Origin of the sequence: Variovorax sp. E3 (assembly GCF_016082275.1) — a bacterium.
Lineage (GTDB): Bacteria > Pseudomonadota > Gammaproteobacteria > Burkholderiales > Burkholderiaceae_C > Variovorax.
The window spans coordinates 1-12,281 of the sequence record NZ_MOWM01000194.1 but is presented as its reverse complement, the minus strand read 5'-3'; the positions used below and the strand labels follow the sequence as shown (position 1 = coordinate 12,281).

Below are 12,281 nucleotides of genomic sequence, written 5' to 3'. Positions count from 1 at the left end.
GCCGCGCGCCGGTCATGCAGCGGCAGCAGCGACGACATGACGCGCCGGCCGTCGCGTCGCGCGCGGCACAGGGTCTGCGCGGCCTCGGCCGGCGAGACCTCCGCTCCCGCCTGCGCGGCGACGGCCTCGGCCAGCGTCACAGGACGGGGAAGCGCTGCCACGGATGGGCCTGTTCGAACGCGCGCGCGAACGCGAGCAAGGCGTCGTCCGCGCCTTCACGCGCCACCAACTGCACACCCACCGGCATCGGCCCCGCAAAGCCGCAGGGCAGCGCGATGGCCGGCAGGCCCACGGCGTTCGCGAAGCCGGCGAACACCGCATGGCCGCGCGGGCCGACCTCGCGCCCGTCGATGCGCGTCGGGTGCGTCTGGCTGGCGGGCCAGGGCAGCGCGGCCGCCGCGGGCGTCAACAGGAAGTCGTGGCGCTCGAACAGCCGCGCCAGCGTGTTGCGCAGCCGTTCGGCCTCGTACAGCAGCTCGAACAGCTCCGACGCGCTGGCCTTGCGGCCGTTCTCGGCGTTCGCCTGCATCGCGGCGCCGAACAGCGACGGATCGAAGGGCCGGCTCGACAGCTCTTGCGGATGCGCCACCAGCCAGGCCAGGCCGACCTGCGCCAGCAGCGGCCAGCGCTGGTTGACGGCCTCGACGATGCCGAAGTCTTGCGCTGTCGTGACCTCGTGGCCCAGCGCGGCCATGCGGCGCGCGGTCGCTTCGGTGAGCGCCGCGATCTGCGGATCGACCGGGTGATCGCCGAAGCGCGGAATGAAGAGAATGCGTGCACGTTGCAGGCCTGCGCCCTCCTCCACCGGGCGGTCGCCGATCACCTGCATCACCGCCGCCACGTCGGCCACGCTGCGCGCGATCGGGCCCGCGACCTCGAAGCCCAGAAAGATCGGCGGCAGTCCGTCGCCGCGGGGCACGCGCCCGCGCGAGGGCTTGAAGCGACGAGGTTGGTGTGCGAGGCCGGCCGGCGGATGGAGCCGCCGCCGTCGGTGCCCAGCGCGATCGGGCAACCGCCCGCGGCCACCAACGCCACCGCGCCGCCCGACGAACCGCCGGGCGTGAGGCTCGGGTTCCACGGGTTGCCGGTGGGGCCGAACACCGGGTTGTCCGTGTAGCCCTGCATCGTGAACTCGGGCACGTTGGTCTTGCCGAAGATCACGGCGCCGGCTTCGCGCAACCGGGCCACCGGCAGCTCGTCGCGCTCGGCCAGCGCACCGGCCAGCGCGCGGCTGCCCCAGTGCGTCGGCAGGCCGCGCACCTGCAGGTTGTCCTTGATGGTGACGGGCACGCCGTCGAGCGCGCCCAGCGCCCGGCCGCCGCGCCAGCGCGCCGTGCTTTGCGCGGCCGCGTGCGCGGCGCCTTCGCTGTCGAGCGTGACGAGCGCGTTGAGCCGCGGGTTGACCTCGGCGCTGCGCTGCAGGCAGGCGTGCAGCGCGTCGGTCGGCGTGAACGTCGCATCGCGATAGCCGGCCGCGAGCTGCGCCGCGTCGAGTTGCCAGAGCGGTGTGGTGCTGTGCATCGGGGCGGGCCTCACATGTGCGCCGGCAGCCACGTCACCAGCTGCGGCACGGCCATCAGCAGCAGCGTGAACGCGATCATGATCAGCGCGTACGGCAGCGCACCCCAGATCGCGTCCTGGATGCCCCCCTTGTCGGGGCGGATGCCGTGCACCACGAACAGGTTCATGCCCACGGGCGGCGTGATCAGGCCCAGCTCGCACATCAGCACGATGAAGATGCCGAACCAGATCGGGTCGACGCCCACCGCGATCGCGATCGGATAGGTGATCGGGATCGTCGCCACCTGCATCGACAGCACGTCCATGAACATGCCCAGGATCAGGTAGAACACGATGAGCGCCAGGATCAGCCCCGTGGCCGACAGGCCCTGGCTCGCGACCCACTTCGTCATTGCTTCGGCCACGCCCGTGAGGCTCACCGTCAGGTTCAGGATGAACGCGGCCACGACGATCAACAGGATCATGCCGCTCACGCGCGCCGTCGAGATGAAGCAGTTGCGCAGCAGCTCCCAGTTGAGCTTGCCCGACTGCCAGACGAAGCCCAGCGCCGCGATCACGCCCAGCGCCGCGCTCTCGGCCGCCGTGGCGATGCCGAAGTACAGGCTGCCCATCACGATGCCGAACACCACCGCCGGCGGCACCAGGTGCACGAGCACGCGCAGCCGCTGGGCCATCGGCACCTTGGGCTCGCGCATCGCGTTGCCGCTGGCCAGGCTCGAGACGGCGATCCACAGCATGAAGCTCAGCGTGAGCAGCAGGCCCGGGATGATGCCGGCAACGAAGAGCTTGCCGATCGAGTTGTTGGTGAGCGAGCCGTACACGATCATGTTCACGCTCGGCGGGATCAGGATGCCCAGCGTGCCGCCCGCGGCCAGGCTGCCCAGCGAAGCGCGCATCGGGTAGCCGCGCCGCTGCAGCGACGGCAGCGCCACCGTGCCGACCGTGGCCGCGGTGGCCACCGACGAACCCGAGGTGGCGGCGAACAGCGCGCAGCTGCCGATGTTGGTGTGCAGCAGCCCGCCCGGCAGGCGGCCCAGCCAGGCCGACAGCGCGATGTACATGCGGTCGGCGATGCCCGAACGCAGCAGCAACTCGCCAAGCAGCACGAACAGCGGCACCGACGTGAGCAGGCTCTCGTTCTGCACGCCCCACACGACCGGCGCGATCGAGTCCATGAAGGGCGCGCCGTACGCTGCAATGCCGCCGATGATGCCGACGGCCGCCATCGACACCGCGATCGGCAGGCCGAGCAGCATCAGGGCGAGCATCGCGAAGAACGCGAATCCGATGAGGGCGATGTTCATGGGGCGGCTCCTTCGGCCTGCTGCCGTGCCTTGAGGTCGTCGAGCTCTTCCTTCAGCTCTTCCTTCGCACTCTTCGGATGGAAGTCGCTGTTGAGCTTCGGGATGTCGCCGCCGGCCAGCAGTCGCGTCGCCCGCCATGCCAGGCCGCAGGCCACCAGCGCGAAGATCACCAGGCCCAGGTACCAGACGCCCTGCGGAATGATCAGCGGCGTGGCCCAGGGCGTCTGCGCGGTGCTGCGGTAGGCCGTCGTGTCCTGGATCACCTTGAACGCGACCCAGGCGATGAACAGCGCGAACACCGCCAGCGAGACGATCGAGAGCCAGTTCAGCAGCGCCTGCACGCGCGGCGGAAACTTGTCGTGGAACACGTCCACGCGGATGTGGTTGCGCCCCAGCAGCGACAAACTGAAGGCCAGCGTGGAGCCGACCGCCAGCGCGTAGCCGCCCAGCTCGTCGGCGCCCTGCAGCGAGACATTGAACAGCTTGCGCGAGATCGTCTCGATGGCGACGACGAAGGCCAGCCCCAGGAAGATCGCGCCGAAGGCCGTGGCCAGCACGGTCTCCATGCGGGCCCTGAAGGCCGCGCGCGGGGCGGCGGCGTGCGCGGGTTGCCGCTCGTGGGTCATGGCGGCGCTGTTCATTGCAGGCCCAGCACCGGTGCCACCGTCGCCTGCCAGGTCTTCAGGCAGTTCGGGTTCGACTTGTTGCACACCTCGGCCCACACCGGCAGCGACACCTTGGTGACGGCGCCGCGCAGCAGCTCGGTGTCGGCGGGCGTGACGGGCACGTTGACGAGGGTGAACTTCTTGCCGGTGGTGCAAGGGTCCTTGCCGGCGTTGCAGTTCAGCGCGTCCTTGAAGAGCTCTTCGGAGTACTTCCACATGTCGTCGCTCAGCGTGTCGAAGGCCTGCTTCAGCTTGACCTTGGCATCGGGCGCCAGCGCGCTCCACGACTTCATGGTCATGCCGTAGCCGTTCAAGGCCATCTGGAAGCCGATCGGCATCTGGTGCGTCGTCACCTCCGGCCAGCCCGCCGAGTTGGCCGAGCTGGGCCCGGTGATGGCGCAATCGACCACGCCCAGCGACAGCGACTGGTGCGTGTCGGCGAACGACACCGGCACCGGCGTACCGCCCACCATCTCGATGAACTTGGCCAGGTTCTGGTCGTACACGCGGACCTTCAGGCCCTTGATGTCCGCCAGCTTGGCGATCGGCTTCTTGCAAAAGAGGATCTGCGGACCGAAGGGCCAAACGGCCAGCAGCTTCACGCCGAACTGCGCCTGCAGGCGCGCATCCGCCGTGTCGAAGTAGGCCTTGGCCACCTTGCGGCCCGTGACGTAGTCGGGCGCCGCGCCCACCAAGTCCAAGCCCAGGATCGTGGGCTCGTCGCGCGAGTTCTGCGACACGCGCAGCGAGACGAGGTCGAACAGGCCCGCCTTCATCACGCGTAGCTGCTCGGTGTCCTTGATGCCCAGCGTGTCGATGGGCTTGTAGTCGACATCGATCGGCAAGCCGGTGCGGGCCGCGAAGTTCTCGAAGAAAGGCTGCTCCTTGTTCTTCTGGAGCAGGCCGGTGGCCAGCGGCTGGCCGATGGCTTTCATCTTGATGCGGTCTTGCGCGTGGGCCGCGGGCAACGCGAGCACCACGGCCACGGCAACTGTGGCGAATGACTTGAAGTGAAGGTGAAACAACGGCATGAGAACTCCAGCAGAGAGGTGAGTGGGGAACGGGACGGCATCGAAAGAAGGACGTGCCATTGAATCCCGCGGCGGCGCGGCGCAGCGGACTATTCCGCTGCGCGGGACAGTCGGAAAAACTGTTTTGGAATCAAGCACTTGGCGCGTTGCGCCAGTGGAAGACGCGCCGAAGATGCGCGGAAGACGCGGGGCCTTCAGCGACCGCCGTAGGCGGCGGTGATCTCGTCGGCGGCGGCGCGCACGGTGGCGCCCAGGTGAGGAAAGTCGGTGCTCTTGATACGCTGCGTCGGGCCGACCAGCGAGATCGCGCCGAAGGGCTGGCCATGCTCGTCGCGGATGGCCGCGGCAATGCAGCGCAGGCCGACCGCGTTCTGCTCGTCGTCGATCGCATGGCCCGCGCGTCGCACCTCGCCCAGCGTTTCATGCAGCCGCGAGGCGCGCGCGATCGTGTTGTTGGTGAGCTTGGGCAGGCCGTAGGTGCGCAGGTACTGCAACACATCGTCCTCCGACATCGCAGCCAGGATCGCCTGCCCCATCGCGGTGCCATGCAGCGGTGCACGAAAGCCCGGCTTGCCGATGGCGCGCATGAGCTCGCGGCTCTCCACCTGCGTGATGAAAACGATGTCGCCCAGGTCGGCAATGCCCAGGTTGATGCTCTCGCCGGTGCTGTCGCGCAGCCGGCGCATCACCGGCAGCGCCAGGTGCGCGATGCGCCGGCGCCGCCCGAGGCCGCCCCCACCGAGAAGCAACGCACACCCACGTACCAGAGGTTCGTCTCGCGATCGAACTGCACGAAACGCCGCTGCTCGAGCGTGGTGAGCAGCCGGTGCGCGGTGGACGACGACAGCCCCGTGTGCGCCGCGATGTCGACCAGCCGGAAGCCTTCGTCGTCCTCCGCAAGGAGCTCGAGCAGCTGCATGGCGCGCGTCAGCGACTGCACCGTGCTGTCGTTGTCGCGGTCGATGCGGGTGACCTTGGGGGTCTTGGCGGAGGTGCGCGGCGAGCTGACAGTCATGGCGGGCCTTGTGCAAATTGCGTGCCATCCGGCCTGCCCGTCCGGCACCTGATCTGGCCGCCGATGGTCCGCGACAAACAGCTTGTCAACTACAGTGTTTGCACCAATGTCAACACTTTTTGATTCAATTGCGCTGTCGAAAGGCGCGCGACCTTGGCGCAGCCGACGACTTCGAACATTCATGCCCGGCAAGGCAGAGGTTCTTCGAGGGCCAAAAAACAAAAAGCCCGGACATCCTGGGATGTGACCGGGCTTTGATTTGGTGCCGCTTGTCGGAATCGAACTGACGACCTTCCGCTTACAAGGCGGGTGCTCTACCAATTGAGCTAAAGCGGCTGGATTTCTACAGTGCGTGATTCTAATTGGAGTGGCCGGCGTGACCCGGCGCCCCGCTCACTTCACACGCTTGAGCGACGGCCTGGCCCCGCCACCGACCGGCGGGCGCGGCGGCTCGTCGACCGGGTCGGTGGACGACGCACCGGCGTCGACGGTTTCGTCGGCGTCCTCGCCCGTCACCAGGTGAACGATCTTGCCGGCGTCGCCCTCGGTGCCGCGCGAGGCATCGCGCAGCGGCATGCGCGCGGGGCCTTGCGGCGAAGGCGCCGGGGCGTCGATGTCGACGCCGTCCGACGTGGCGGCGGGCACCGGCGCGGGAAACGCCATGCCCTGCCCGTTTTCACGCGCGTAGATCGCGATCACGCGCCCCACCGGCACGCTGATTTCACGCGCGCTGCCCGCGAAACGGGCCTTGAACTCGATGAAATCGTTGCCCAGCTTGAGCGAGCTGGTCGCGTCGAAGCTGATGTTGAGCACGATCTCGCCGTTCTTCACGTACTCGCGCGGAACCTGGACGGTGTCGTCGACCTGCACCGCGACATAGGGGGTGAACCCGTTGTCGGTGCACCATTCATACAGCGCCCGGATGAGGTACGGGCGGGTGGAAGACGACTCGAGCGCGTTGATCATGAAAGACGGCGAAAAACGATGAAAGCAGGCACGAAGCTTACTTACTTTCGCATGACCTTTTCAGAAGGCGTCAGCGCTTCGATGTAGGCCGGGCGCGAGAAGATGCGCTCGGCGTACTTCAGCAGCGGCGCCGCGTTCTTGCTCAGGTCGATGCCGTAGTAGTCCAGGCGCCACAGCAGCGGTGCAATGGCCACGTCGAGCATCGAGAAGTTGTCGCCCAGCATGTACTTGTTCTTGAGGAACACGGGTGCCAGCTGCGTGAGGCGGTCGCGGATGTGCGAGCGGGCCTTTTCGAGCGCCTTCTCGTTGCCCTTGGCCGTGCGGTTTTCGAGCGTCGACACGTGCACGAACAGTTCCTTCTCGAAGTTGAGCAGGAACAGGCGCACGCGGGCGCGGTCGACCGGGTCGCCGGGCATCAGTTGCGGATGCGGGAAGCGCTCGTCGATGTACTCGTTGATGATGTTCGACTCGTACAGGATCAGGTCGCGCTCGACCAGGATCGGCACCTGGCCGTACGGGTTCATCACGCTGATGTCTTCGGGCTTGTTGTAGAGATCGACGTCGCGGATCTCGAAGTCCATGCCCTTTTCGAACAACACGAAGCGGCAGCGGTGGGAAAAGGGGCAGGTCGTTCCTGAATACAAGACCATCATGGCGAGAGACTCCTAAAAATCAAAAAGAGTGGGTCGCGTTGGCAACCCACTCTGTGGGACCGGATGCCCTGGTGGGGCGTCCGGTCGGCGTGGACGGAACTACTTGACGTCTTTCCAGTACGAGGCGTTCAGTCGCCACACAAATACCACCGACATGGCCAGGAACAGCAGCACCCACACGCCGATGCGGATGCGGGTGTTCTGTGCCGGCTCGGCCATCCATTGCAGGTAACTCACCAGGTCGCCGACCGCATTGTCGTACTGCACGGGCGTCAGGGTGCCGGGAGTGACTTGCTCCCAGCCCTTGAACACTTCGGTTTCGTGGCCGTGCTGTTCGACCTTGGTGTAGACCGGGCGGCGCTCGCCCTGCAGTTCCCACAGGGGGTTCGGCATGGCGACGCTGGGGAACACGAGGTTGTTCCAGCCGGTGGCCTTGGTGTCGTCGCGGTAGTAGGTGCGAAGGTACGTATAGAGGTAATCGGCGCCGGTGCCGCCGTGGCCGGCACGCGAGCGCGCGACCAGCGTGAGGTCGGGCGGCGTGGTGCCGAACCATTCCTTGGCCTGGCGCGGATCGATGTTGGCCTTCATGGTCTCGCCGACCTTGTCGGTCGTGAACAGAAGGTTGTCCTTGATCTGCTGCTCGGTGATGCCGATGTCCTGCAGGCGGTTGTAGCGCATGAACGCCGCCGAGTGGCAGTTCAGGCAGTAGTTGACGAACAGCTTGGCGCCGTTCTGCAGCGCGGCGACGTCGTTGGTCTTGGTGTTGGCCTTGTCCCAGGCGATGCCTTCGGACTCGGCCGACGCGGCCGCGGAGAAGGTCAGGCCCAGCGCCAGACCCAGAACCGCGAGCCAGCCGGAAATGCTTTTCTTCTTCATCGTGTTTCTCTCAGCTCTTCTTGGGCAGCTTGTCTCAATGGGCGGCGAAGACCACGCGCTCGGGCACGGTCTTGAACTCGCCCTTGCGGCTCCACCACGGCATCAGCAGGAAGAAGCCGAAGTACAGCAAGGTACCGATCTGCGAGATGGTCTGCGCGATGTCGAGCGCGAACGAACCGATGACCAGGTTGCCCCAGACGCCGGGCGGCTGGATACCCAGGTAGCCCAGGATCAGGAAGAAGAAGACGAACACCCCGTACACGTACTTGTGCCAGCTGGGACGGTAGCGGATCGACTTGACTTCGCTGTGGTCCAGCCACGGCAGGAAGAACAGGATGATGACCGAGCCGCCCATGATGACCACGCCCCAGAACTTGGCGTCGAAGGACTTGAGCAGGAAGATGACCACGGCGGCCACGACGATCAGCGCCACCTTGAACGCCGTGCCCGACTTGCCCTTGACGAAGTTCAGGATGGCGGCCGCGCCGATGATCAGCGCGAACACGTTGACCATGTCGTCGGTGGTTGCGCGCAGCATCGAATAGAACGGCGTGAAGTACCAGACCGGTGCGATGTGGTTGGGCGTCTTCAGCGAATCGGCCGGAATGAAGTTGTTGTACTCCAGGAAGTACCCACCGGCTTCAGGCGCGAAGAAGATCACGGCCGAGAAGATCGTGAGGAACACCACCACGCCGAAGATGTCGTGCACCGTGTAGTACGGGTGCGACGGAATGCCGTCCAGCGGATGGCCGTCGGGGCCGCGCTTGGCCTTGATCTCGATGCCGTCGGGGTTGTTCGAACCCACTTCGTGCAGCGCGATCAGGTGGGCCACCACGAGGCCGAGCAGCACCAGCGGCACGGCGATCACGTGGAAGCTGAAGAAGCGGTTCAGCGTGGCATCGCTCACCACGTAGTCGCCGCGGATCAGCAGGGCCAGGTCGGGGCCGATGAACGGGATGGCGGCGAACAGGTTCACGATCACCTGGGCGCCCCAGTAGGACATCTGGCCCCAGGGCAGCAGGTAGCCCATGAAGGCTTCGGCCATCAGGCACAGGAAGATCGCGCAGCCGAACACCCAGATCAGCTCGCGCGGCTTGCGGTAGCTGCCGTACATGAGGCCGCGGAACATGTGCAGGTACACCACGATGAAGAACGCCGAGGCGCCCGTCGAGTGGATGTAGCGGATGAGCCAGCCCCACGGCACGTCGCGCATGATGTACTCGACCGATGCGAACGCTTGGTTCGCGTCGGGCTTGTAGTGCATGACCAGGAAGATGCCGGTGACGATCTGGATCACCAGCACCAGCATGGCCAGCGAGCCGAAGATGTACCAGAAGTTGAAGTTCTTGGGCGCGTAGTACTTGCCCCACTGGTCGTTCCAGAGCTTGCTGAGCGGGAACCGGTTGTCGACCCAGTTCAGCAGCTTCTCGCTGGCCGGCGCGTTGGGGGAAATCTCGTGGAATTCAGCCATGTTCTTGTTCCGCCTCAGGCCTTCTTGGAGTCTTCACCGATCAGGAGCTTGGTGTCCGACAGGTACATGTGCGGCGGCACCGGCAGATTGTCGGGCGCGGGCTTGTTCTTGAAGACCCGGCCAGCCAGGTCGAACGTGGAACCGTGGCAAGGGCAGAGGAAGCCGCCTTCCCAGTCGGCGGGCAGCGAGGGCTGCGGGCCGGCCTGGAAGCGGTCGCTCGGCGAGCAGCCGAGGTGGGTGCAGATGCCGACCACGACCAGCACTTCAGGCTTGATCGAACGGTGCTCGTTCTGCGCGTACTTGGGGGTGAATTCGTCGGGGTGACGCTTGGACAGGGGGTCGGCGAGCTGACCGTCCAGCTTGGGCAGTTCGGCGACCTGTTCGGGCGTGCGCTTGAGGATCCAGACCGGCTTGCCGCGCCATTCGACGGTCATTTTTTCGCCGACCTTGAGGCCCGCGATGTCCACTTCGACCGCGGCGCCGGCGGCTTTTGCCTTTTCCGAGGGCTGGAAAGTGCTAACAAAGGGGATGGCTGTCGCCACACCGCCCACAACACCGGCACAGCTGGATGCGATCAACCACGTCCGTTTTCCTGTGTCGATCCGGGGCGAGCCGGAGGTCATGTCACTCATGGGGATCCTCTTGTCTTCTTCGCTGGAGCAGGGCCAACCCGTGTCTTGAGCAGGGTCAACCGGCGATTGTAGCGGGGCGCTGGGGGAGAATTCAACGGCAGTGTCGTGCCCGGCCTGCATGCTGGGGGCCTGCGAGGCGTGCGCACGAGGGGTGCGCCGCCTGGCGACGGGGGCCGTCGCCGTTGCGATCTTCAGTTCAGAAGACCGTGTTGCATCGCTTCATGCACCGCCTGCGTCCGCGACTTGACGGACAGCTTGCGGTAAATGCTCTTGGCATGAAATTCGATGGTATTGACCGACAGATAGACCGCTTCGGCGATCTGCCGGTTGCTCCAGCCCTGTGCGATCAGCCGCAGCACCTTGAGTTCCCTTGGCGACAGCAGGCCCGGCGGCATCTTCGTTGCCGCCGGCACCGGTTCATGCCGCGGCTCCTCCTGCACGCGGATCGGCTCGATGGTGCGCGCCCGCGCCGACGCCGCGATCGAACCGAGGATGCGCCGCGCGATGCGCGAGTCCATCGGCGCGCCGCCGCGCTCGACCGAGCGCAGCAGGTAGGCCAGTTCGATGTCGTCCGCTTCGGTCAGCAGATAGCCGATGGCGCCCGCGGCAATCGCGGCGTTCACCAGTTCCTGGTCGTCGGCCGCCGACATGCCGACGCTTTCGATGCCCGGATAGTTCTGGCGCACATGCTGCAGCAGCGAGACCCCGTCGTTCGACGGCAGCCGCATGTCGACCAGCACCAGGTCGTAGGGCAGCGACGCGAGCAGGTTGCTGGCCTCGGCGCGGCTCGACGCGATGACGATGCGGCGGCGCGGGGCGAGCTCGGCAAGGATGCGCCGCATGCGGTCGGCCACCTCGGCATCGTCCGCGACGACCAGCGCGGCATGGAACACACCGCCATACATCTGCGCCACCGACGACGGCATCGGCCGCGCGACGGCGTGGCTGGCGTGACTATGGACACTCATATTCATTTCCATGACCGCACTCCCCTGACGACACGGCGCACCGTGTGCATGTATGCATTGGCAAAGCTCGAAAACCGATTGACCACGCGACATCCCCTCTGGCTCTTTGCTACCCGCAGGTAGCGTCGAAATGTTGTCTTTCGTTTCAGATGTCGCAGGAACAATGCCTGCGCGAAAAAGCACTGCGCAAACAGGCCGGCCATTGCCTGTAGTACTTTGATTTCGTTGAAGAAATTGACACAAACGGGCCGCGCGACGCGGTCCTGGGAGGCCTTTGAAAAGGCCGTTTTCGCGTCGTTGTTACGTGCCGTTTTGAGCGCGCGTTACGTAGCACCGCGCAACACGAAACGCGCTCGACATCGCGCGTCGGCGCATCGCCCACGGATTCATGTGATGCCCGCGAAGCCGCATGGGCATTGGCTTTGCGGGCATCGCCTCTTTTTTTCGAGCACGCATGAAAGCGCTCGCGGGACCGCAGAACTACGGATCCCGGTGATGTTCAGCAGGTACCTCGATTCCTAGCATCGGTTGCACCGGGTAACGCAATGAAACCCGCCCTGCTTTCACGCGACGAGGGCGCATGGAAGTCCAGACGTTGCCATCGATACATCAAGGAAAAAAGGTCCAAATGACTACATCCAAGCGCTCTGCTGTTCGCTCTTCTTCCAACACGCGTAAAGCGGGCATCTGCCGCCTTCTGGCGTCGTGCTGGTGGGGGCTGGTTATGTGATGACGCTGCCTGTGGCGCATGCGCAGGTGACGATCGGCGGGAACAACATTTCGACCCCAACCAACCCCCCCGGCACCGGCGGCGGGTTTTCGAACAATGGCGGCGTACTGAGTGCTGGCGGCGGTATCACCACGCCCACATTGAGTGCCGGCACCGTCAACACAGTGAACGTGACGGCATCGCGCGGCACGATCAACACGCTCAGTTCCGCCAGCATCACTGCGGGCACCGTCTCTGCTGGCAGCGTCAGCGCGACCAACGTCACGGCCAGCAACGGCACGATCAACACGCTGAGCTCCGCAAGCATCACAGCGGGTACCGTCTCCGCTGGCAGCGTCAGCGCCGCCAACATCACGGCCAGTAACGGCACGATCAATACGCTGAGTTCCGCCAGCATCACCGCAGGCACCGTGCACGCCACCAGCGTCGGCACGGCGACCCTCACGGCC

At 65.8% G+C, this 12,281-nt stretch carries 12 protein-coding genes, 1 tRNA gene and 1 pseudogene; all 14 read right to left on the bottom strand.

Translation table 11 applies throughout. The annotated features are described in order from the left end of the window. Positions 1 to 136: 136 nt before the first annotated feature. Positions 137 to 1,521: pseudogene (locus tag BMG07_RS36455) on the bottom strand (amidase). Positions 1,522 to 1,532: 11 nt separating this feature from the next. Then, on the bottom strand, positions 1,533 to 2,825 hold the full coding sequence (locus tag BMG07_RS36450; RefSeq protein WP_198088579.1) for a TRAP transporter large permease: 1,293 nt from the start codon (positions 2,823 to 2,825) through the stop codon (positions 1,533 to 1,535). After that, on the bottom strand, positions 2,822 to 3,466 hold the full coding sequence (locus tag BMG07_RS36445) for a TRAP transporter small permease subunit (protein WP_198088578.1): 645 nt from the start codon (positions 3,464 to 3,466) through the stop codon (positions 2,822 to 2,824). The genes BMG07_RS36450 and BMG07_RS36445 overlap by 4 nt, the downstream gene beginning before the upstream one ends. Continuing rightward, on the bottom strand, positions 3,463 to 4,521 hold the full coding sequence (locus BMG07_RS36440; protein WP_198088577.1) for a TRAP transporter substrate-binding protein: 1,059 nt from the start codon (positions 4,519 to 4,521) through the stop codon (positions 3,463 to 3,465). The genes BMG07_RS36445 and BMG07_RS36440 overlap by 4 nt, the downstream gene beginning before the upstream one ends. Positions 4,522 to 4,715: 194 nt before the next feature. Then, positions 4,716 to 5,207 carry an IclR family transcriptional regulator gene (locus tag BMG07_RS43520; RefSeq protein ID WP_269759763.1) on the bottom strand — a complete coding sequence of 164 codons (492 nt, stop codon included), beginning with the start codon at positions 5,205 to 5,207 and terminating at the stop codon, positions 4,716 to 4,718. Beyond that, positions 5,207 to 5,536, bottom strand: coding sequence for a helix-turn-helix domain-containing protein (locus tag BMG07_RS43515; RefSeq protein ID WP_269759762.1), 330 nt, complete (start codon positions 5,534 to 5,536; stop codon positions 5,207 to 5,209). Before BMG07_RS43515 ends, BMG07_RS43520 begins: the two co-directional genes overlap by 1 nt. A gap of 260 nt (positions 5,537 to 5,796) precedes the next feature. Next, positions 5,797 to 5,872 (bottom strand) — tRNA-Thr (locus tag BMG07_RS36430). Between the two features lie 57 nt (positions 5,873 to 5,929). After that, positions 5,930 to 6,502: a ClpXP protease specificity-enhancing factor gene (locus tag BMG07_RS36425; RefSeq protein WP_198088576.1), complete on the bottom strand. Its 573-nt coding sequence runs from the start codon at positions 6,500 to 6,502 to the stop codon at positions 5,930 to 5,932. Positions 6,503 to 6,543: 41 nt separating this feature from the next. Continuing rightward, positions 6,544 to 7,155, bottom strand: a complete 612-nt coding sequence (locus tag BMG07_RS36420) for a glutathione S-transferase N-terminal domain-containing protein (RefSeq protein WP_057596959.1) — start codon at positions 7,153 to 7,155, stop codon at positions 6,544 to 6,546. A 99-nt stretch (positions 7,156 to 7,254) separates the two neighbouring features. Then, positions 7,255 to 8,031, bottom strand: a complete 777-nt coding sequence (locus BMG07_RS36415; protein WP_198088575.1) for a cytochrome c1 — start codon at positions 8,029 to 8,031, stop codon at positions 7,255 to 7,257. A gap of 34 nt (positions 8,032 to 8,065) precedes the next feature. Then, complete coding sequence (locus tag BMG07_RS36410) at positions 8,066 to 9,502, bottom strand: cytochrome bc complex cytochrome b subunit (RefSeq protein WP_198088574.1); 1,437 nt, start codon at positions 9,500 to 9,502, stop codon at positions 8,066 to 8,068. Between the two features lie 14 nt (positions 9,503 to 9,516). Then, entirely contained in the window at positions 9,517 to 10,134 is a 618-nt protein-coding gene (gene petA, locus BMG07_RS36405; protein WP_198088573.1) for a ubiquinol-cytochrome c reductase iron-sulfur subunit, read from the bottom strand. Between the two features lie 191 nt (positions 10,135 to 10,325). Continuing rightward, positions 10,326 to 11,114 (bottom strand): response regulator transcription factor, encoded by a 789-nt coding sequence (locus BMG07_RS36400; RefSeq protein ID WP_198088572.1) that lies wholly within the window; start codon positions 11,112 to 11,114, stop codon positions 10,326 to 10,328. A 710-nt stretch (positions 11,115 to 11,824) separates the two neighbouring features. After that, the coding region (locus BMG07_RS36395; RefSeq protein WP_269759761.1) for a hypothetical protein at positions 11,825 to 12,281 on the bottom strand (457 nt) is incomplete at its 5' end.